Annotated in this window: 9 protein-coding genes; all 9 read left to right on the plus strand. The window is 68.2% G+C overall.

Annotated elements, in window-relative coordinates:
* The first annotated feature begins 5 nt into the window (after positions 1–5).
* The 9 genes from gspK (at position 6) to LT948_RS00110 (ending at position 23,294) form a co-directional block, all read left to right on the plus strand.
* Entirely contained in the window at positions 6–971 is a 966-nt protein-coding gene (gene gspK / locus LT948_RS00070; RefSeq protein WP_003085351.1) for a type II secretion system minor pseudopilin GspK, read from the plus strand.
* A complete protein-coding gene (gene gspL, locus LT948_RS00075) occupies positions 968–2,179 on the plus strand; it encodes a type II secretion system protein GspL (protein WP_103119330.1) in 1,212 nt (403 codons plus the stop codon). Before gspK ends, gspL begins: the two co-directional genes overlap by 4 nt.
* Positions 2,166–2,759 carry a type II secretion system protein M gene (locus LT948_RS00080; protein ID WP_009315211.1) on the plus strand — a complete coding sequence of 198 codons (594 nt, stop codon included), beginning with the start codon at positions 2,166–2,168 and terminating at the stop codon, positions 2,757–2,759. The genes gspL and LT948_RS00080 overlap by 14 nt, the downstream gene beginning before the upstream one ends.
* The gene (gene gspD / locus LT948_RS00085) at positions 2,756–5,167 is read left to right on the plus strand and encodes a type II secretion system secretin GspD (RefSeq protein WP_073656952.1); all 2,412 of its coding nucleotides are present in this window, start codon (positions 2,756–2,758) and stop codon (positions 5,165–5,167) included. The genes LT948_RS00080 and gspD overlap by 4 nt, the downstream gene beginning before the upstream one ends.
* Positions 5,164–6,573 carry a type II secretion system ATPase GspE gene (gene gspE, locus LT948_RS00090; protein ID WP_003120811.1) on the plus strand — a complete coding sequence of 470 codons (1,410 nt, stop codon included), beginning with the start codon at positions 5,164–5,166 and terminating at the stop codon, positions 6,571–6,573. Before gspD ends, gspE begins: the two co-directional genes overlap by 4 nt.
* On the plus strand, positions 6,573–7,787 hold the full coding sequence (gspF, locus tag LT948_RS00095; RefSeq protein WP_022579875.1) for a type II secretion system inner membrane protein GspF: 1,215 nt from the start codon (positions 6,573–6,575) through the stop codon (positions 7,785–7,787). Before gspE ends, gspF begins: the two co-directional genes overlap by 1 nt.
* A gap of 513 nt (positions 7,788–8,300) precedes the next feature.
* Positions 8,301–9,407 (plus strand): alkaline phosphatase LapA, encoded by a 1,107-nt coding sequence (gene lapA, locus LT948_RS00100; protein ID WP_003116534.1) that lies wholly within the window; start codon positions 8,301–8,303, stop codon positions 9,405–9,407.
* An 85-nt stretch (positions 9,408–9,492) separates the two neighbouring features.
* Positions 9,493–10,593 carry a substrate-binding domain-containing protein gene (locus LT948_RS00105; protein WP_003163324.1) on the plus strand — a complete coding sequence of 367 codons (1,101 nt, stop codon included), beginning with the start codon at positions 9,493–9,495 and terminating at the stop codon, positions 10,591–10,593.
* Positions 10,594–10,751: 158 nt separating this feature from the next.
* The gene (locus LT948_RS00110) at positions 10,752–23,294 is read left to right on the plus strand and encodes a filamentous hemagglutinin family protein (protein WP_073656960.1); all 12,543 of its coding nucleotides are present in this window, start codon (positions 10,752–10,754) and stop codon (positions 23,292–23,294) included.
* Positions 23,295–23,308 lie beyond the last annotated feature (14 nt).

Here is a 23,308-nt window from a genome sequence, read left to right on the forward strand (position 1 = left end):
GCGCCATGAACGGTCATCGCCAGCGCGGCATGGCGATCATCAGCGCGCTGCTGATCGTCACCGTGGTCGCGGTCATAGCCGCCGGCCTGATCGCCCGCCAGAGCGCATTCATCCGCGCCCTGGAAAGCGAGCAGCTACGCATCCAGGCCGGCTGGATGCTGCGCGGCGGCCTGGAATGGAGCCGCCAGTTGCTGCTCGAGGACAGCCGCCGCGACCCGCTGACCCGCCTCGACCAGCGCTGGGCGCAACCGATGCGTGGCTTGCGTCTGAGCAGCGCCGAATTGCCGTTCAACGGCCAACTGGAAGACGAGCAGGGCAAGTTCAACCTGCGCAACCTGTTGGTCGACCAGCGCCCCGATCTCCAGGAGCGAGCGAACTTCGAACGCCTCGCCGGTCTGCTCGGCGTGCGCCCGAAGGAGACGCGGCTGATCGTCGAGCGGGTACTCGATTCCTATGCACGGCTGCCCGCCGAAGCGCCGCCGGCCGAGACGCAACCCGCAGGCTTCGACAGCGGCCGCGAGACTTCGCCGGGCGCCGTGTTGCGTGCGCTTCCGGCGCGCATGCCGGCGCTTAGGCGTCTCGACGACCTGGCCCGGCTGGGCATTCCGCCGGCGACCCTGGAGCGCCTGCGGCCCTACGTCACCATCCTGCCCGAAACCACCTGGATCAACGGCAACACCGCGCGCGCCGAAGTGCTCGCCGCCTGTGTCCCCGGCCTCGGGCTGGACCAGGCGCGGCGGGTGCTCGGCGAGCGCGACCGGGGCCGCTGGTTCCTCAATCGCGGCGACTTCGTCAACCGCCTGAACATGCCGCAATTGCAGGCGCAGTCGGTGAAGGTCGGGATCACCAGCGACTGGTTCCTGCTCACCGCCTATGCTCGGCGCGACCGGCAAGAGGTGCGCCTGCAAGCCCTGGTGCAGCGCAAGGCCGGTGAAAGCACGGCGGTCAACTGGGTGAGGGTGGGCTCATGAAAGCCACCTGGCGTTGCCTGCTGCCGCCGCTGAGCGAGTTCGCCGAGGCGGCGCCGCTGCATTGCCTGCGCCTGGATGCGCGCGGCGCGGTGCAGGAACGAATCGAGGCCTCGCTCGCGGAACTGGCGCGGCGACGCCAGGGGTTGCCGGTGGCGCTGTTCCTGCATCCGCGCGATTGCCGCCTGGTCAGTCTCGAACTGCCGGCGCTGCCTGCGGCGAAGCTCGCCGCCGCGGTGAACTGCGCGGCCGAGGCGCTGGTCCTCGGCGATCCGGCGCAGCTACGCCTGGCCCACGGCCCGCGCGGCGCCGACGGGCGCCTGACCTTGGGGTGGTTGGAGGCGTCGGCGCTGGCCTCGCTGGAGCAGGCCGTGCAGCGGCTGCGGCTCGACGTGCGGGAGGTGCAGGCCGCGCCGTTCCTCCTGCCGTTGCGCGATGACGCTTGGGTGGCCGGCGAGTGGGACGGCCATCTGCTGTTGCGCCGCTCGCTGAGCGACGCTGCGGTCCATCCCTTGCCGGAGCAGGGCCTCGCTGAGGTCCCGCAGGAGTTGCGACTGTTCTGGCTGGGCGAGCGACCGGCGTGGCGCTCCGCAGCCCTGGAGCGGGCCGAGGCGCTGGACGAAGCGCTGCGCTGGAGCGGGCCCGCCAGTCCGTGGGGATTGGCGCTGAAAGCGCCGGCGACGAGCGCCGGCAACGGCACCTGGAAGATGCCCCTGGTCTGCGCAGCCCTGGCCTTGCTGGTGTGGGTCGCCGGCCTGAACCTGTACGCTGGGCAATTGGCCGGGCAGGGCCAGTCCTTGCAACGGCAGAGCAGTCAACGCGTGCAGCAGGCCTTCCCGGAACTGCCGGTGGTGCTCGATCCGCTGCGCCAGGCTCGCGAGCGACGCGACGCCTATCTGGCCGGCAAGGCCGATGGCGATGCCGTACCGGGGCTGGCCGCGCTGCTGCATGGCGCCGGCGAGGCGATGCCGTTCCTCGCCGGACGCCTGCAACGACTGGATTACCACGCCGGCGAACTGGACCTGGAGCTGCTGCCGGGACCGCCAGGCGGCGATGCCGCTGCCTGGCAGGGCGAGTTGGGCAAGCACGGGTTGCAGGCCGATGCCTCCGACAAGGGCTGGCAGGTGCGCGCAATGGAAGCGCCGCCAGCGCCGGCCGCTGGCGCGGCAGACAGTGGCACTGCCGAGGCGGCTGCCGATGAAGATGAATAAGCGCCTGGCGGGCCTGCTGAATACCCCGGCGCAGCGCTGGAGTCCCCTGCTGCTGCGGCTGCAGGCCTACTGGCGGCAACTGGCGCCGCGCGAGCGCAAGATTCTCGCCGGCGGTGGCCTGGCGCTATGCCTGGCGCTGACCTGGCAAGTGTTCATCGATCCGCCGCTGGCGCGGATCGAGCATTGGCAAGCCGAGCTGCCGCGCCTGCGTGCGCAGGCCGCGGCGGTGGACGGCGTGTTGCGCGAGGTCGAGGCGTTGCGCGGTCCGACCCTGAGCGGTACGGCGGACGCCGAGGCGATCCGTCGCAGCCTGCGCGATCAGGGACTCGACGGTTTCCAACTGGACGCCCCGCAACCGGGCCAATGGCAACTGGACTTCGCCAGCGTGTCCGGCGAGGCCTTACTGCGCTGGCTGGCGCGCAGTCCGGCGGCGTTGCGCCTGAGCGTCAGCGAGGCGCAGGTGACGCGTCTTGACGCTCCTTCCGAGGAGCGCTCTGGCTCTTCGAGCGAGCCGTCCGGCGGGCTGGTGTCCGCCTCGATCCATTTGCAGTCGACTTCCGCTCCCAAGGATTCCCCATGAGGCAATCAGCTTTCCACCATGCCCGGCGTCGTTGGCCTGTACTGGGCGTGGCGCTGGGCGCGCTGCTGGTCGCGGCGTGTAGCGAGACGCCGAAGGTCCCCGGCGTGCCCCCGGCCGACGAGGAAGTCGGCCGGCCGCTGAGCAGTGTCCGCTCCGGTGCGCCGTTGCGCAGCGCCGACGTCCGCGAGCGGCCCCAGGCCGAGCAGGCCCGCCGCGCGCTGAGTGCCGGACGCGGCGTGGCGCGCTCCGGTGGCGTGGCTCCGGTCTCAGCGACAGCGGCCGAACTCGGCGAGCAGCCGGTCAGCCTGAATTTCGTCGATACCGAGGTGGAAGCGGTGGTGCGCGCGCTGTCGCGCGCCACCGGCCGGCAGTTCCTGGTCGACCCGCGGGTGAAGGGCAAGCTGACCCTGGTTTCCGAAGGCCAGGTGCCGGCGCGCACCGCCTACCGCATGCTCACCAGCGCCCTGCGCATGCAGGGCTTCAGCGTGGTCGACGTCGACGGGGTCAGCCAGGTGGTGCCGGAGGCCGACGCCAAGCTGCTCGGCGGGCCGGTCTACGGCGCCGACCGGCCGGCGGCCAACGGCATGGTCACGCGGACCTTCCGCCTGCGCTACGAGAACGCGGTGAACCTGATCCCGGTGCTGCGCCCGATCGTCGCGCAGAACAACCCGATCAATGCCTATCCGGGGAACAACACCGTGGTGGTCACCGATTACGCGGAAAACCTCGACCGGGTCGCCGGGATCATCGCCAGCATCGACATCCCCAGCGCCAGCGACACCGACGTGGTGCCGATCCAGAACGGTATCGCGGTGGACATCGCCAGCACCGTCTCCGAACTGCTCGACAGCCAGGGCAGCGGCGGCGCCGAGCAGGGCCAGAAGACCGTGGTGCTCGCCGACCCACGCTCCAACAGCATCGTGATCCGCTCGCCGAGCCCCGAGCGCACGCAATTGGCGCGCGACCTGATCGGCAAGCTGGACAGCGTGCAAAGCAATCCCGGCAACCTCCATGTGGTCTACTTGCGCAACGCCCAGGCGACCCGCCTGGCCCAGGCCCTGCGCGGACTGATCACCGGCGACAGCGGCGGCGAGGGCAACGAGGGCGACCAGCAGCGCGCGCGCCTGAGCGGCGGCGGCATGCTCGGTGGCGGCAACAGCGGTACTGGTAGCCAGGGCCTGGGAACCAGCGGCAATACCACGGGCAGCGGTTCCAGCGGGTTGGGCGGCAGCAACCGCAGCGGCGGCGCCTATGGTGCGATGGGCAGCGGCCAGGGCGGCGCCGGACCCGGTGCGATGGGCGAGGAGAACTCGGCGTTCTCCGCCGGCGGGGTCACCGTACAGGCCGACGCCACCACCAACACCCTGCTGATTTCCGCACCCGAGCCGTTGTACCGCAACCTCCGCGAAGTCATCGACCTGCTCGACCAGCGCCGCGCCCAGGTGGTGATCGAAAGCCTGATCGTCGAGGTCAGCGAAGACGACTCCAGCGAGTTCGGCATCCAGTGGCAGGCCGGCAACCTCGGCGGCAACGGCGTGTTCGGCGGGGTCAACTTCGGCCAGTCGGCGCTGAACACGGCCGGCAAGAACACCATCGACGTGTTGCCCAAGGGGCTCAACATCGGCCTGGTGGATGGCACCGTGGACATCCCCGGGATCGGCAAGATCCTCGACCTCAAGGTGCTCGCCCGGGCGCTGAAGAGCCGCGGCGGCACCAACGTCCTGTCGACCCCGAACCTGCTGACCCTGGACAACGAGTCGGCGAGCATCATGGTCGGCCAGACCATACCCTTCGTCAGCGGCCAGTACGTCACCGACGGCGGCGGTACCAGCAACAACCCGTTCCAGACCATCCAGCGCGAGGACGTCGGCCTGAAGCTGAACATCCGTCCGCAGATCTCCGAGGGAGGAACGGTCAAGCTCGACGTCTACCAGGAGGTCAGCAGCGTCGACGAGCGCGCCAGCACCGCCGCCGGGGTGGTCACCAACAAGCGCGCGATCGATACCAGCATCCTCCTCGACGACGGCCAGATCATGGTCCTCGGCGGCCTGTTGCAGGACAACGTGCAGGACAACACCGACGGCGTTCCCGGACTCTCCAGCCTCCCCGGCGTCGGCTCGCTGTTCCGCTACCAGAAGCGCTCGCGGACCAAGACCAACCTGATGGTCTTCCTGCGTCCCTACATCGTCCGCGACGCCGCCGCCGGGCGCAGCATCACCCTCAACCGCTACGACTTCATCCGCCGCGCCCAGCAGCGCGTGCAGCCGCGCCACGACTGGAGCGTCGGCGACATGCAGGCTCCGGTGCTGCCGCCGGCGCAGCAGGGCATCCCGCAGGCCGCCTACGACTTGCGCCCGAGTCCGCGGCCGCTGCGCGCGGTACCGCTGGGCGAGGCGCCGCCGCTATGAGCCTGCTGCCCTACGCCTGGGCCAAGGCGCAGCGCGCCTTGCTGCGGCCGGGCGAGCATGGCGCGACCCTGCTGGTCAGCCCGCGCACGCCCGGCTGGGCGATCAGCGAGGTGCGCCAGCGGCATGCGCTGGCCAGCCTGGAGAGCGTCCGCGACGACGAACTCGACACCCTGCTGGCCAGCGCCTACTCCGATACCGGCAGCGCCGCGGCGGTGGTCGGCGCGGCGGAGAGCGAGGTCGACCTCGACCGCCTGATGGACGATATCCCCGAGGTTACCGACCTGCTCGACACCCAGGATGGCGCGCCAGTGATCCGCATGATCAACGCGCTGCTGACCCAGGCCGCGCGCGATGAGGCCAGCGACATCCACATCGAGCCCTTCGAGACCCATTCGGTGGTGCGCTACCGCGTCGACGGCGCCCTGCGCGACGTGGTCGCGCCGCGCAAGGCGCTGCACGCGGCGCTGGTGTCACGGATCAAGATCATGGCGCAGCTGGATATCGCCGAGAAACGCCTGCCCCAGGATGGCCGCATCGCCTTGCGGGTAGCCGGGCGGCCGATCGACATTCGCGTCTCCACCGTGCCCACCGGCCACGGCGAACGGGTGGTGATGCGCCTGCTCGACAAGCAGGCCGGACGCCTGAGGCTGGAGACTCTGGGCATGGCCCCGGGCGTGCTGGCGCCGCTGGACAACCTGATCCGCCAGCCGCACGGCATCGTGCTGGTCACCGGGCCCACCGGCAGCGGCAAGACCACCACCCTCTACGCCGCCCTGGCGCGGCTCGACGCCAGCACCAGCAACATCCTCACCGTCGAGGACCCGGTGGAGTACGACCTGCCGGGGATCAGCCAGATCCAGGTCAACGCGCGCATCGACATGACCTTCGCCGTAGCCCTGCGGGCGATCCTCCGGCAGGACCCGGACATCATCATGATCGGCGAGATCCGCGACCTGGAAACCGCGCAGATCGCCGTGCAGGCCTCGCTCACCGGGCACCTGGTGCTGGCTACGCTGCACACCAACGACGCGGTGTCGGCGGTGACCCGGCTGGTGGACATGGGTGTCGAGCCGTTCCTGCTCGCCTCGTCGATGCTTGGCGTACTCGCCCAGCGCCTGGTGCGGCGCCTGTGCACGCATTGCCGGGTCGAAGAGGACGGCGGCTGGCGCGCGGTCGGCTGCCCGGCCTGCAACCAGACCGGTTACAGCGGGCGCACCGGCATCCACGAGCTGTTCGTGATCGACGACGAGATCCGCCGCCTGGTCCACCAGGGCCGCGCCGAGCAGGATCTCCGCGAAGCCGCCCGCGCCGCCGGTATGCGCAGCATGCGCGAGGACGGCGAGCGCTGGATCGCCAGCGGCTCCACCACCCTGGAGGAAATCCTCCGCGTGACCCGGGACGCCTGATGCAGACCTTCCGCTACGAAGCCGCCGACGCCCAGGGCCGGATCGAGACCGGCACCCTGGAGGCGGACAGCCAGCGTGGCGCCCTCGGCCAACTGCGCGCCCGCGGCCTGACCCCGCTGGAGGTCCGCGAGCAGGCTGGCGGCGGGGCCGGGCAAGGGGCGGGCGCGCTGTTCGCCCCGCGCCTGTCCGACGGCGACCTGGCCTGGGCCACCCGCCAGCTGGCCAGCCTGCTGGCCGCCAGCCTGCCGCTGGAGGCGGCGCTGAGCGCCACCCTCGACCAGGCCGAGCGCAAGCACATCGCCCAGACCCTGAGCGCCGTGCGCAGCGACGTGCGCGGCGGCATGCGCCTGGCCGACGCCCTTGCCGCACGGCCGCGGGACTTCCCGGAAATCTACCGGGCGCTGGTGGCTGCGGGCGAGGAGTCCGGCGACCTGGCCCAGGTGATGGAGCGCCTGGCCGACTACATCGAGGAACGCAACGCCCTGCGCGGCAAGATCCTCACCGCGTTCATCTACCCGGCGGTGGTCGGCGTGGTCTCCATCGGCATCGTCATTTTCCTCCTCGGCTACGTGGTGCCGCAGGTGGTCAGCGCCTTCTCCCAGGCGCGCCAGGACCTGCCGGCGCTGACCCGGGCGATGCTCCAGGCCAGCGACTTCGTGCGCGCCTGGGGCTGGCTCTGCGCCGGCGCCATCGGTGGCGCTTACTGGGGCTGGCGCTTGTACCTGCGCGACCCGCAGGCGCGGCTCGGCTGGCACCGGCGAGTGCTGCGCCTGCCTCTGCTCGGACGCTTCGTGCTCGGGGTGAATACCGCGCGCTTCGCCTCCACCCTGGCGATCCTCGGCAGCGCTGGCGTACCGCTGCTGCGCGCGCTCGATGCGGCGCGCCAGACGCTGGCCAACGACTGCCTCGCGCAGGCGGTGGAGGAGGCCACCGCGCAGGTTCGCGAAGGTGTCTCGCTGGCCTCGGCGCTGCGCACGCGGCAGGTGTTCCCGCCGATCCTCACCCACCTGATCGCCAGCGGCGAGAAGACCGGTGCGCTGCCACCGATGCTCGACCGCGCGGCGCAGACCCTGTCGCGCGACATCGAGCGCCGCGCCATGGGCATGACCGCGTTGCTCGAGCCGCTGATGATCGTGGTCATGGGCGGGGTGGTGCTGACCATCGTGATGGCGGTGCTGATGCCGATCATAGAGATGAACCAACTGGTCCAGTAGTCCGTGCCTGAACAAGCCCTTCCCGTGCTGGGCGATTAACCGCTCGCGGCTATCCGCCGTGGGGATGGGGCGTCTCAGCAGTCTTCCGAAGAGAGGTATCGGCGGATAACGCCGCTGGCGTAATCCGCCCTAGGGGAGGGGCCTGTGCAAGCAGGCCTTCCTCTCGCTGTCATCAACCCGTGTGGCCTCTCGCCAGGGCTCGGGTGCATGTTTCAGCGAGGTTGCCCCGAGGGCGCGCCATGGCCGTCGCGGGCTGGCCGCCGGGAGGCGCTCGCGGAACCTCGCAGGTCCCGCGAAAAGGCCCGGTGCAGAGCCTGCGAACACCCGAGGAAAGGCTGCGAAAACAATTCGATGCTCCCGAGATTTTTTCCCCGATCTGTCACCGGAACTTGCGAGTTTTATCCCCAGCGGCCCCTTCGACCGGCTAGGGATGCAAAGCCCGGCAAGCACGGCGCCGCCTCATGCAAGACGACTTCCTCAACGTACCAACACCACGATGAAAGGAGATTCTTCATGTTCAAGCGCTCTCTGATCGCTGCCTCGCTGAGCGTGGCCGCCCTCGTATCCGCCCAAGCCATGGCCGTCACCGGCGGTGGCGCTTCCCTGCCGGCCGAGCTGTACAAAGGCTCCGCCGACAGCATCCTGCCGGCCAACTTCAGCTATGCCGTGACCGGCAGCGGCACCGGCAAGAACGCTTTCCTGACCAACAACTCCTCGCTGTTCGGCACCACCGGTACCGTTCACTATGCCGGTAGCGACTCGGTCCTGAGCGGTAGCGAACTGACCACCTACAACAGCAACTACAACGGCACCTACGGTCCGCTGATCCAGATCCCGTCGGTAGCCACCTCGGTCACCGTGCCCTATCGCAAGGACGGCAACACCACGCTCAACCTGACCAGCGCCCAACTCTGCGACGCCTTCTCCGGCGCCAAGACCACCTGGGGTCAACTGCTGGGCACTACCGACAGCACGCCGATCCGCATCGTCTACCGCACCGGTAGCAGCGGCACCACCGAACTGTTCACCCGCCACCTGAACTCGATCTGCCCGACTCGCTTCGCCACCAACTCGACCTTTACCAACGCCCGTCTGCCGGCCGGCGGTACGTTGCCGAGCAACTGGGTTGGCGTCGCCGCCACTTCCACCGTGGTGTCGACCGTCAAGGCAACCAACGGCTCCCTCGGCTATGTCAGCCCGGATGCGGTGAACATCAACAGCAACGCCGAGGTTTCCCGTGTGAACGGCAACCTGCCGACCCAGGCTAACGTTTCCACTGCCCTGGGCAGCGTGGCTCCGCCGGCCAACGCCGCCGACCGTGCCGATCCCAGCAAGTGGGTTCCGGTGTTCGCCAATCCGAGCGCCGGCTACTCCATCGTCGGTTACACCAACTTCGTCTTCGGCCAGTGCTACAAGGACGCCAGCGTTTCCACCGACGTCCGCGCCTTCATCAACAAGCACTACGGTGGCACCACCACCAACGCCGCAGTTGCCGCCCATGGCTTCATCCCGCTGACTCCGGCCTGGAAGAGCGCCATCGTGAGCGCCTTCTACACCGGCACCAGCGAAAACCTGGCCATCGGCAACACCAACGTCTGCAACACCAAAGGCCGCCCGTAAGCGCTTCGCCTAGGCGAATCGATACGAGGACCGGCAGCCCTGTGGCTGCCGGTCTTTTTTCTTGTGGGGAACCCAGGAGGTTTTCATGCTCAAGCCAATGCTTGGCGTCGTTGCACTGACGCTCTTCGCCAGCCAGGCGGCCCTGGCCGTGACCGGTGGTGGCGCCACGCTGCCGGAAGCGCTCTACAAAGGCTCTCCCGACAGCATTCTGCCGGCTACTTTCAGCTATGAGGGGGTGGGGAGCAGTGCCGGCAAGCGGGCCTTCCTGACCAATGACCCGGTGCTGTTCGGCGCGACCGGCAGCGTGCACTACGCCGGAAGTGACTCGGTGCTGCGGAACGTCGAGCTGCTGGACTACCTCGTGCGCTTCAACGAAGAATACGGTCCGCTGATCCAGATTCCCTCGGTGGTCACTCCGGTGGTCGTTCCCTATCGGAAGGCTGGAACCACAGCGCTCAACTTGAGCAGCCTGCAATTGTGCGATGTCTTCTCCGGCGCCAGGACTACCTGGGGGCAACTGCTGGGCAGCGGCGACACCACGCCGATTCGCATCGTCTACCGTGTCGATGGCAGCGGCACCACCGAGTTGCTGGCGCGTCACCTGAACAGTATCTGTCCGACGCGATTCGCCACCGGTCCGCTGTTCGCCAATGCCCGTTTGCCGCTCAACGGCCCGCTGCCCGCCAACTGGACCGGGGTATCGAGCGATGCCGAGGTTCGCTCCGCGATCAATGCAGTGGACGGTTCGATCGGCTATGCCGGACCGGAGGGGCTTCCTCTTTCCGACAATGCGAAGATCGCGCGGGTGAACGGGCTTCTGCCGAGCGCGGCCAATGTCGTGGCGGCCGTGTCCACCGTCGTACCTCCGACTACCACTACCGCTCGCGCCAACCCTCTGGAATGGGTTCCGACATTTGCCAACCCCACCCGTGGCTATGCCATCGTCGGCTATACCAATTTCATCTTCAGCCAGTGCTATCGGGACGCCAACGCGGCCAGTCAGATCCGGGCATTCCTGACCAGGCACTATGGGTCGAGCGTGAACAACGCGGCGACCGTCGCCCATGGCTTCGTCCCCCTGGTTGCGATCTGGAAGAGCGCGGTCATGAACACCTTCGTCAGCGGCAACGGCGAAAACCTGAACATCAACAATCCAAACATCTGCACCAACCGCGGCCGTCCTTAGTTTCCCTGCCCGGCGGCGCTCCACAAAGGATCGCCGTCGATCTCCGCTCCATGAACTTTCCATGACAAGTCTTCGGCCCACCCTCCGCCAGGCCGTCTACCAGTAACGGGCGTCGTTGCGGGCGCCCGACCGACTTCATGCTCAAGGACCCCTTCGCCATGCCGTCCCGTTCGCCGTCGTCCGCCCGTTCCTCCCGCGCGCTTTACGCGCCGCGCCTGAAGCCGCTGGCCCAGGCCATCGCCCTTCTGCTGGTCGCAGGGGGCGCCCAGGCCGCCGGGCAGCCGTTCAGCGCCGCCTGGTTCGCTGCCAAGGGCGCGGCGCAGGGCGGCGCTGCCGGGGCGCCGCGACCGGGAGCGCAGTTGCCGGGGGCGCCGCCGCCGCTGGCGCAGCAGCAGCGGGTCAACCAGCAGTTGCAGCGTTCGATGGCCAACCTGAACAACACCGTCGCCGCCATTGCCGCCCAGCAGGCCGCCCAGGCCGCCGGACGCCAGGCGGCGCTGAACCTTCCGCAGGATGTTCCGGACGGACTCGGCGAGGGCGGCCTCAAGGTCGACGCCTCGCTGCCGTTCGAGCAGGCCTGGCAGAACGCCAAGGGACCGGTGCAGACCCAGGCCGGCGGCAAGACCACGGTGAGCATCGAGCAGACCGCCGACAAGGCGGTGCTCAACTGGGAGACCTTCAACGTCGGCCGCAACACCACCGTGGACTTCCAGCAGCACGCCGACTGGGCGCTGCTCAACCGGGTCAACGACCCCAGCGCGCGGCCCAGCCAGATCCAGGGGCAGATCAAGGCCGACGGCACGGTGATGCTGGTCAACCGCAACGGCGTGGTGTTTTCCGGCAGCAGCCAGGTGGACGTGCGCAACCTGACGGTGGCGGCGGCGAACATCTCGGACGAACAGTTCCGTCAGCGCGGCCTCTACTACGACAACGCCGGCAGCCGTCCGACCTTCACCGACGCGGCCGGCGCCGTGCGCGTGGAGCAGGGCGCACAGTTGCGTACGGCAGCGCCGTCCGGCTCGACCAGGGGCGGCGGCTACGTCCTGCTGCTCGGCAGCGAGGTGGACAACGCCGGCAGCATCGTCACGCCGAAGGGGCAGACGGTCCTGTCCGCCGGCGACAGCTTCGTCATCCGCCGTGGCCAGGGCACCGACGGCAACCTGACCTCCACCACCCGCGGCAACGAGGTGCTGCCGGGCTTCGCCGCCGACAGCAGTGCCGGCCGGGTACGCAACAGCGGCCTGGTGCAGGCCGCCACCGGCGATATCAGCCTCAGCGGCCGCGAGGTGGAGCAGGCCGGCGTATTGCTTTCCAGCAGTTCGGTGGACAGCCGCGGCACCCTGCACCTGAAGGCCAGCGAGCGGATCACCCTGGCCGAAGGCGCCACCAGCGCGATCCTGGTGGATAGCAGCGGCAGCGCCGCCCTCGACAGCCAGCGCGAGGCCTTGCTCAAGCCGTTGAACGGCTCCAGTGCCGCTGTCAGTCGGGGCGACGACGACCGCCGCGACCTGTCGCGGGTGGAGATCGACTCCGCCGGCAGCGTCGATTTCCGCGACGGCTCCATCACCCTCGCCAGCGGCGGCCAGGTGGCGGTCAACGCTGGCCAGCGCGCCCTGCTGCGCGACGGCGCGGTGATCGATGTCTCCGGCGCGCAAGGTGTGCAAGTGGCGATGGAGACCAACAGCATCAAGGTCAACGTGCGCGGCAACGAGCAGCGCGACGCCTCGGTCAACCGCGAGGGCGGCGGTCTGAACAGCCAGGACGTGTGGGTCGACGTGCGCGACCTGGTACGGGTGCCTGCCGGCACCAACGGCTATGCCAGCGACCGCTGGTACACCGCCGGCGGCCTGCTGGAGGTCGGTGGCTACCTGGGCACCCAGGGCCACTCGGCGGGCGAGTGGATGGCCCAGGGCGGCATCGTCAGTTTCACCGGCAACGACGTGGTGACCCAGGCCGGTTCGCAGATCAACCTGTCCGGCGGAACCCTCGATGTGCAGGGCGGCTACATCCGCCAGACCTGGCTGAAGGGCTCGGACGGACGCCTCTACGAACTCGGGTCGGCGCCGGGCGACCTGCTCTACGACGGCATCTACCGCGGCTACGAGGCACACAGCGAGCGCTGGGACCAGACCCGTTATTTCTACAATCCGCTGATCGCGCCGACCCAGCGCTACGAGAACGGCTACATCGTCGGCCGCGACGCCGGCAGTCTGGTGATCGGCAGCGCCAATGCGCGGCTCGACGGCCAGGTGGTCGGTGATACCTATCGCGGCGAGCGGCAGACCGAAGCGCCACAGGCCGGCCTGGACGGCTACAACCAGTCGCAGAATGCCGTGGCGCGCGGCGCACAGCTGGTCGTCGGGCGCTACACCCCCTACTACGTGAAGAGCAGCGGCCTGCTGGAGTACGCTCTCGGCGCCGATGCCGGCAGCCTCAAGCAGGTGGTCATCGGTGCCGGCGAGGCGGCGGCCGAGGAGCCGACCCTGGACGCTCCGGTGGCCGCCGAGCGCCAGGGCCGCCTGAGCCTGGACAGCGAACTGCTCAACGGCTTCCAGCTGGGCGGCCTGAAGGTGGCGGCCGGCGAGAGCATCCGAGTCGACGGCGCGCTGACCCTGGCCAATGGCGGCGAGGCAATCCTGTTCGCCAACGACGTGGCGATCGACGCCGACATCACCGCCCATGGCGGCAGCCTGCAGGCCGGCAACGTGTTGGCGCAGATTTCCCCGAACGGGACGATCGATGGTTTCGTCGATTCCGGCCGCGAAGACGGCATCTTGCGCGTGGGCGACGGCGTACGGCTGGATGCCAGCGGCTTGTGGAGCAACCTGCTGCTGGCGCCGGAGGACAACGATACGTTGGCCTACCGCGACGGCGGACGGATTTCCCTGCGCAGCGGCGGCGACCTGAGCCTGGGACAGGGCAGTCTGCTCGACGTGTCGTCCGGGGCGGCGCTGCTGGCCGACGGCAAACGACTGGGCGGACGCGGCGGCGACATCGCCTTGCACGCCAGTGCCGGGCTGGCGCAGGCCAGCGATGGCCAATTGCAGTTGGGCGGCACATTGAATGGTCTCGGCACGAGTGGCGCCGGCACGCTGTCGCTGCAGAGCGGCAAGGTGCGGATCGGCGGCGACGACCTCGGGGATGGCAGCCTGCAACTGGCCGAAGATTTCTTCCAGCAGGGCTTCGCCAGCTACCGGGTGGTCGGTCGCTCCGGATTGACGGTAGCCGAGGATGCCCAGGTGCGGGTCGCGCGGCCGGTCTACCGTTTCGCCAGCGGGGCCGGCGAGGTCGCGGCTGGCGAGGCGCCGCGAGAGGCGCTGGAGGCCTGGACACCGCCGCTGTACCTGGAGGATGCCTTGGCCGGACGCTTGATCCAACGCGAAGGGGCGGACCTGTACCTGCAGGCAGGCGGCGACGGCAATATCCTCGGGCAGCTCGATCCCGCCAGCCAGACGCTGGAGCTGGGGCGCGGTTCGCTGGTCGAGGTCGATCCGGGGCGCGCCATCGTCCTGCGCGGTCCCGGACAGATCACCTTGGATGGCACTCTGAACGCTTGGGGCGGACGCATCGACGTGCGCCAGCAGCAGTTCGGCGCGCTCGACGTTACCCAGGACAATCAGCCCAAGGCCCAAGGCCAGCCCCATGCACGCTCCATCTGGATTGGAGAGCAGGCATTGCTGGATGTTGCCGGCCGCGCTGTCACTGCCGTGGATGGGCGCGGTCGCCGCTATGGAGAAGTACAGTCCGGCGGCAGCATCGTCATCGGCGGCGAGATCGATCCGGGCAAGGCGATCGCGACCTCGGCGGATGCGTTCGTCATCGTACGCCCCGGTGCACGACTGGAGGCCTCCGGCAGCCAGGCACAGCTGGATGTACCGGGACTGGGAAGGGTTTTGCTGACCGGCGACGGCGGGCGCATCGCTCTCAGTTCCTACAATGGGCTGTATCTTGACGGTTCGTTGCGCGCCGCAGCCGGCGGCTCGGGAGCGGCGGGCGGCAGCCTGGAGATCATTGCGGACGCTCCCCTGTACCAAGGTTTTACTGTCGTGGATGACCGGGTATTGGCCATGCGCGAGCTGATCCTGACGGCAGGGCATGCCGATTCGGGATTACCGACCTTGCTGCAACCGGGAATGGACGATTCGGCTCTGCGCTATGGCCAGAGCCGAGTTGGGACGCAGTCGCTGACGGGCGGCGGATTCGACCAACTTTCGTTGTTCAGCAACGGTCCGCTGTCGTTCGAGGGGAACATCGATCTTGCGATGGGGCGCAGCCTGAATCTGTACGCGGGGACGATAGCCGCCACAGGTGGCGGGCCGAGCGAGGTGAAGTTGCAGGCGCCCTATGTCCGCCTTTCCGGCATCGGGATGTATGGGCAGCAGGCCTCTGGCGAGTTTCGTCCGCGTCTCACGTACGGGCCGACCGCGACAGCGGAGCAGGTTCGCTTGCAGGTTTCTGCCGGGCGTCTGCTGGATATCGCCGGGCGCTTGTCATTCGGTAGCGACGGGGTGATCAATGGGGTCAACGCAGAGGCTGTCCGCTATCAGCGACCAGGTTTCGAGAAGGTAACGCTGCGCAGCGAGGGCGACCTGCGTTTCGCTGGCGACTATCCAGAGAATGGCGATCCGTCGGGGCGCTTGATAACCCACGGCGATCTGCAACTGACTGCGGCCCAACTCTATCCGGTGACGGGAGCGAGTTCGACCCTCTATGCCGGGTATGGACTGGATGAGAGGGGGCAGGCCGTCTTCGATGCCGAACGGCATTTGGCTATCGAACGTAGCGGCGAGTCCTTGCCGGACACTCCGCTGTCGGTATTCGGCAGTCTGGCGTTCATGGCATCGAATATCGAGCAGGGTGGCGTGGTGCGTGCGCCGCTGGGGCTCATCCAGTTCGGCAGCAATCTGGATCGTGCCCCGGGCACGGTAAGGTTGTTGCCGGGTAGCCTGACCTCGGTCAGCGGCGCTGAGCTGGTCATGCCCTATGGAGGCACGACCGATGGGATCAACTATCTGGTCAACCAGGTCCCCATTCAACTGACCGGTGCCGGGGGCGCTCTCGCTGCTGGGACACTGGTTGCGGGAGTCGGCCTTTATGCCAGCGAGGTCGATGTGCAACAGGGGGCGCGGCTGGACCTGTCCGGCGGCGGCGAACTCGCGGGGGCTGGATTCATCTCCGGCAGAGGGGGTTCGACCGATGCGCGTTTTCATCCCCTGGTGCAGCAGGACAATGATGGGTTCCGTCTGCCGGAGCTGTCCAGCAACCCGGTGTATGCCATCGTACCTGGACACCAAGCCGTTAGTGCGCCATTGGGCGGCGAGGCGGGCGCCATCCAGCCGTTGGTCGGGCAACAGGTCACCATCGGGGATGGCGTTCCCGGCCTGGCCGCCGGTACCTACACCTTGCTGCCTTCGACCTATGCCCTGTTGCCGGGCGCTTTCCGCGTCGAGATCAACGGTCTGGCGGGGCAAGGCGCGCCCATGGCGACGCAGGGGTTGCGCAATGGCTCCTGGGCGACGTCCGGGCAGTTGTCGATTGCCGGCACGTCCATCCGCGACAGTCTGAGCCGTCAGGTCATCCTGTCTTCCGCCGATACGCTGCGCCGCTACTCGCAGTACAACGAAATGAGCTATGCGGATTTCATTCGCGCCGATGCCGCGCGCAAGAACATCCCCAGAGCGATGTTGCCAGTGGATGCCAGATCCCTCTACCTGGGATTGCGCGCGGATGAGGAGCTTCGGGAAAACGCCCTGAGCTTCGAGGGGAAGGTCGACTTCACGCCGGAAGAAAGCGGATATGGCGGCAGCCTCATCGTGGATGCCGAGGCGGGCATCGAGATTCTGCCTGAAGGTGGGCTGCCCGACTCCGATTTCGCTGGCGTGTCGTTGGTTGCGGACGATCTGAATGCAATAGGCGCCAGCCGTATCGCCATTGGCACGCTGCCCTACGTCGAATACGGCGAGCAAGGAAACTTCGTCCAGTTCGGCGGGAGCAACCGGCTCTTTCCCGTTGTGCTGCGAAAGGGCGCGCACCTTTCCGCACCGGAGGTGATCATTGGCAGGGATATCACCCTTGAAGGTGGGAGTGGCATCAGCACTCTGGGGAAAGGCAAGACTGCATACGATTCGTCCGATGGTTTCATCTATCAACCCGGCGGCCGTAACCTGCTGCTCTTGTCCAACGGATGGCTGAACCTGCTGGCACCCGCAGCGGATAGCTCGTTACCGGTTCGTCTCGGAGGTTGTGCGGAAGGGGCGGGCTGCGCCGACACCGAACTCTATTCGGAGGGCACTCTGGGTATCGCCACCAATGGTACGGTGACGTTTGGCGACAACGTTCGTTACGGGACACGCAATCTCAGCCTGGCGCTGAGTACGATCAATATCGGCTCCAGCCAGTCGCTGGCCGACGCGGCCGCTCGCGGCGTGTTGCCGAACGGCCTGGCGCTGGACCAGACGGTGCTCCAGCGCCTGCTGCGCGGCGAGCGCGGGGCGGGTATTCCGGCCTTGGAAAACCTGATCCTCAGCGCCCGCGATGCGGTCAACATGTACGGTAGCGTCAGCCTCGACACCTACGACCCGGCCACCGGCAAATCCAGCCTGGCCAACCTGGTGCTGGGCACCCCGGCCATCTACGGCCATGGCACCGGCGAGGATGTCGCCAGCATTCGCACCGCCAGCCTGGTCTGGAGCGGCTCCAGCCAGCCGGCCGCAGCACCGGTCGCCGGCGGCGCCGGTAGCGGTAGCGGAACCCTGCGGGTGGATGCCGAGCGCATCACCCTGGGCTACGGCGCGAATACCCAGCCGGCCGGCGAGACCGACGAGGCGCGCCTGGCGCTGGGCTTCGCCGAGGTGCAACTGAACGCCAGCGAGCGGATCAGCGCCAACCACAAGGGCAGCTTGCGGGTCTACCAGCGCCTGGACGGCTACGTCGCCGGCGAAGGCCTGCGCTACAGTGGCGGCGACCTGCGTCTGAGCACGCCGTTGCTGACCGGCGAGGCCGGCTCGCTGAGTCGGATCAGCAGCGGCGGTAGCCTCAGCCTGGCGGCGCCGGCGGGCGCTGCCGCGGTGACCTTCGACAGCGGCACCGCCGGGCTTGGTGCCGAGTTGTCCCTCAGCGCCCGCGAGATCCGCCTGGATAGCGCGGTCTCGCTACCCAGCGGCAAGCTGAGCCTGAGCGCCGAAGACGACCTGGAGCTGGGCGATGGCGCGCGCATCGACCTGGCCGGACGCAAGGCCAGCTTCAACGATGTGGATAAATACAGTTGGGGTGGCGACCTGCTGCTGAGCAGTCGCGCCGGCGACATTCGCCAGGCCGCCGGTTCGCTGATCGACCTGTCGGCGCGCAACAACCGCGGCGGTACCCTGAGCGCCGTGGCGTTGGCCGAGGACGCCGGGGTGGTGGACCTGCAGGGCCGCATACTGGGTGGCGCCAGCGGCGACTACGATGCCGGCGGCACCCGCGTGCCGTTCCTCGGTGGCGAGCTGGAGATCCGCGCCCAGCGCCTGGGCGACGGCGGCAGCCTGAGCGAGCAGTTCACCGCCTTGAACCAGCGCCTGAACCAGGGCGAGGTCTTCGGCGCGCGGCGCTTCCAGCTCAAGCAAGGCGACCTGCAGATCGGCGACGGCCTGAAGGCGCATCGCATCGAGGTGTCCCTCGACAATGGCCAGCTCGGCGTGAGCGGAACGGTGGACGCCAGCGGCGCGCAGGTCGGCGAGATCCGCCTGGCCGGTGGCCGCGGCCTGAGCCTGGGCGGCAACGCGCTGCTGGATGCGCATGGGAGCCTGCTGCGGCGCGACAGCTACGGGCAGATCATCGACAGCCCGAACCGGGCGATGGTCGAGCTGAGTTCCGGCAGCGGCACCTTGGTCCTGGCCAGCGGCGCGCGCATCGACCTGCGCCATGGCACCGCGGCGCCAGCGGAACAGGTTGATGGCGTCGCCCGTGGCACGTTGGAGTTGAACGCGCCACGCCTGGGCGGGGTCAGCGCCGGCGACATCGCCATCGATGCCAGCGGCGCGCTGGACATCCGCGGCGCCGGCAGCATCGCCCTGAACGCGGTGCAGCGTTACGACGATGCGCCCTGGGGCAACGATCCGGCGGCCGGCGGGCGGCCCTACCAGGTGATCGACCAGGCTTACCTCGATGCGCGGCATGCCGAGAGCAGCGCGTTCATCGCCGCGGCGCTGGCCAACCGCGAGTTGCTCGACGGCAAGCTGGCCGGACTGACCAATGCCACCTACGCGGATGCTTTCCACCTGCGTCCAGGGGTGGAGATCGTCAGCGCAACGGCGGACGGCGACCTGGTGGTGCAGGGCGATCTCGATCTGTCCGGCTACCGCTACGCCAGCCTCAATCCGAACACGCCGCTGACCGAGGTCTACGGTTCCGGCGAGGTCGGCGCGCTGGTGCTGCGCGCCGGCGGTGACCTGAACCTCTACGGCAGTATCAACGACGGCTTCGCGCCGCCGCCGGACTCGCCGGACGACAAGGGCTGGATCCTCACCCCGGGGGTGCAGCCGTTCGGCGGCGACCTGGTGGTTCCCGGCCCGGGCGTGGTGCTCGGCGACGGTACCGCGTTCCTCGGCGGCCGCACCCTCAACTACGACCTGCCGATCAAGGGCACCACCCTGGCCGCCGGCACCCGTCTGGCCACCGAGGCAGTACTCGAACAGCCCTATACCCTGGCCGCCGGCAGCGTGCTGGTAGCGGACATCCACGATGCCGCCGGCAACCTGCTGTACGCCGCGGGCAGCCTGCTGCGCGACGGGGTGACGCTGGAGGTCGGCAGCCGGCTGGGTGCCGGTACCCTGCTGGCTGCACCGGCCAGCGTGCAGGCGATGACCTGGCCTGCGGGCGTGCCCTTGCCGAGCATCCTGCGCGAGGGGCCAAGCAGACCCAATGTCCTGCTGCTCAATGGAGAGCTGGCCTTGGCACGTGGTTCTCTGATCCCTTCGCAGACCGAGGTGGTACTGGCTGGCGATGCGCCTTTCATCGAATTGCGGCCCAGCGACGGTGTCCGCCAGGGACGCAACTGGGCATTGGCCGAGATGCTGCCGGCCGGTAGCCAGTCCTGGTCCATGCGCCTGGTCGCCGGTGCCGATCTCGCGGCTGCCGACAACCGTCTGGTGCGTCCGGACTCCTCGGCCAGCCTGAACCTGGCCGATACGCACTATCAGGCGAAGATCGAACAGAGCTCGGGAGGGCTGGTGTTCACCGATCAGGCTACCGACTGGGGGATCACCCCGGGAACTCCGGTCGACGAGAGCAATGAATGGATCTGCGGGCTGGGGCCGTATTGTGCCGAGCCTCCCCGCTGGACCTGGGCGCCCGGCAATTACCTGGGCATGCCTGCTGGTACGGCGATCGGCGAGGGCGATCTGTGGTGGTGCAGTGTCGATCCGTCCCTGTGTATCGAGAATCTCGGCAAAACCGTGGTCACACCGCAGAACCAGTTGTTCAGTGTGCTGCGCACCGGCACTGGCGATCTTGACCTGGCCAGTGCCGGTAACCTTACGCAATGGTCGCCGTACGGCGTCTATACCGCCGGAACGCAGGCCGCCGATGTCGCGACGGGATTCAATCAGCCTCGCGGTCTGTTCAATGGGTCGGTACTGGGCGCCGGTGGCGCGGATTACGAAGTGCTCTCAACCAGCCAGTACCAGGCCTGGTATCCGGAACATGGCGGCAACCTCGATATCGCCGTTGGCGGTGATGTGGTTGGTGATCAATGGGCCGAGAAACTGACAAGTAGCGATCCCATTCGCCCCTTGCCCCCCAGCGCTGCAGTCGGCAACTGGCTCTGGCGCCAGGGCAGCGCCGACAGGGAAGGAGTGCCGACGGCCTGGTGGGTGAATTTCGGCAGCTATGTGCGTGGCGCGGAGGGAGATGCTCCCTATCTGGTCGGCTTCACCGGTTTCGGCACTCTGGGAGGCGGCAATCTCAGCATGCGAACCGGAGGTGATGCCGGCAATATCGCGCCACGCGGAGATGGTTCGATACCTTCATCCGGTAACCTTAATCCGCGCAGCCAGGGACTGGTCTTGGCGGTTGCCGGCACTGGCCGGCTCACCTCCGACGGCGCGCTGCAACTTGGCGGCGGCGGTGACCTGAATGTGAGAATTGGCGGGGAGGTGAACCCGAGCCGGGAGGCGCGGGCTACCCAGACCTACTCGAGTTCGGGGTTTGACGGTCTTTACAGCGGCGGCACCATTCACGATCTGCAGGGGGCCCTCATCAATCTGCGCGGTTCCGCGAGCTTGTACAGTGGTGCGCTGGGAGGCATCGATCCTCGCTACGACACTCTACTGCGGGACCCCGCCGAAGTGCGCAGCAGGGATGCGTTCAGCCCGACGCTGGCTAGCTCCACGGGTGGCCTCACCCTGGTGGCCGGAGATACTGGCATGCGTCTGGAAACCCGTGGCGACCTGGTCCTGGGTGGGGTGACTGACCCCGGTAGGGTGGGGGTGCCGAATACCGTTGGCTTCACGGCTCCCGATGGCAGCGTCTACCAAGGGGGTGGGATCGGTTGGTTCAGTCTCTGGACTGCACACACCTCGATCGATCTGTTTGCGGCGGGCGGCAACCTGACGCCCAGCACCCAATTGGTCGAGGCAACCAACGCTATTCCCATGGCAGGCCGAAACCTGTCGCCTAGCGATGGGCGATTCATCTATCCATCGATAGTACGTGCGGCTGCCCCGGAAGGAAGTATCTATCTCGGTCCTTCCAGCGGTTACATGGGAGGCGTGAGCCTGAATGTCTCGACCACTCCCTACTCCTTGTTACTGGCACCGTCGCTCAACGGTGAACTGGAGTTGCTGGCTGGAGACTCCATTTATGCCGGTGGCTATTCGGTGCAACGCTCAGGTGCCGATCCTGCGAACCTGCCATCGATCTGGACGCCGGCATTTGCCGGCTACTCCGATGCCGCGCTGCTCAACCCGATAGCCGGCAACGGCAGTCCGGACGGGAATCCGGCCGTCATTGGCGGATTGCCTCTGTTCTACTTCGGCCCCGATAGCGCTGCGAGCCTGGCGCGCGATCTGCAACCGGCGCGTTTCTATGCGTTGACAGGAGATATCGTCGGGCTCAATAGCGGTGCGCAGATTCGTTTCGGCGAGCAGGCGGGGAACCGCGCCGGGCAAACCTGGTATGAAGGCGCCGGTCCCGTCTGGATGCGCGCCGGGCGCGACATCGTTGCCTCCGGAACCCCATTGGGACAGCGTATCAGCGCTCCCAGTCAGATCAGTACGGATGCCTCGTTCACCGGCAACCTCTTCGTCCACGACGACCCCAACGACCTCTCGCTGGTCCAGGCCGGCCGCGACATCCTCTACGGCAACTTCAACGTCGCCGGCCCCGGTACCCTGGAGATCAGCGCCGGGCGCAACATCCTCATGGAGGACCGCGCGGCGATCACCAGTCTCGGTGCGGTGGTGCCGGGCGACAGCCGGCCGGGTGCCGATATCGTGCTCCAGGCCGGCGCGGCGGGGGCCGACTATCAGGCCTTCCTCGAGCGCTACCTGGATCCGGCCAACCTGGCGCAGGCCGGCACCCCGCTGGCCGAGCAGCCGGGCAAGGTGGTCAGGACCTACGAAAGCGAGTTGGCCAAGTGGTTGAACGAGCGCTTCGGCTTCGCCGGCGACGCGGAACAGGCCCAGGCGTTCTTCGCCGGCCTGCCCGCCGAGCAGCAGCGGATCTTCGCCCGCCAGGTGTACTTCGCCGAACTCAGGGCCGGCGGCCGCGAGTACAACGAAGTCGGCGGGGTACGCCAGGGTAGCTACCTGCGCGGGCGCAACGCGATCGCCGCGCTGTTCCCCGAGCGCGATCCGGCGGGCAATCCGATCAGCTACGAAGGCGATATCGTCATGTATGGCGGTGCCGGCGTGCACACCGACTTCGGCGGCGACATCCAGTTGCTCAGCCCCGGCGGGCGCCAGGTGTTCGGTATCGAGGGCGAGGCGCCGCCGTCTACCGCAGGCATCGTCACCCAGGGCCAGGGCGATATCCAGGCCTACTCGCGGGACAGCATCCTGCTCGGCCAGAGCCGCATCATGACCACCTTCGGCGGCAGCATATTGGCCTGGTCGGCGGAAGGCGACATCAACGCCGGTCGCGGTTCCCAGACCACCGTGGTGTACACCCCGCCGCGGCGCATCTACGACGCCTGGGGCAACGTCAGCCTGTCGCCGCAGGTGCCCAGCACCGGCGCCGGTATCGCCACCCTCAACCCGATTCCCGAAGTGGCGCCGGGCGACATCGACCTGATCGCCCCGCTCGGCACCATCGATGCCGGCGAGGCGGGCATCCGGGTCTCCGGCAACGTCAACGTGGCGGCGCTGCAGGTGGTCAACGCGGCGAACATCCAGACCCAGGGCCAGTCCAGCGGCATTCCGCTGGTGGCTTCGGTGAATACCGGTGCGTTGACCTCCGCCAGCGCCGCGGCGAGTTCCGCGACCCAGGCGGCGGAGGACGTCAGTCGCCAGCAGCAGGCCGCCGCGCGGCAGCGCATGCCGTCGGTGATCACGGTGCAGGTGCTCGGGTTCGGCAACGAGCGCCTGGAGCCTTCGCGCGACGGCGCCAGTCGTTCGCCGGGCTACAACCCGGACAGCGCCGTGCAGGTGCTCGGCGCCGGAGCCCTCGGCGAACAGGCGCGCAGCCAATTGACCGATGAAGAGCGCGGCAACCTGATCCTGTAAGGCACCGCCGCGGA

This window comes from Pseudomonas sp. CP-1, assembly GCF_021213715.1.
Lineage (GTDB): Bacteria > Pseudomonadota > Gammaproteobacteria > Pseudomonadales > Pseudomonadaceae > Pseudomonas > Pseudomonas aeruginosa.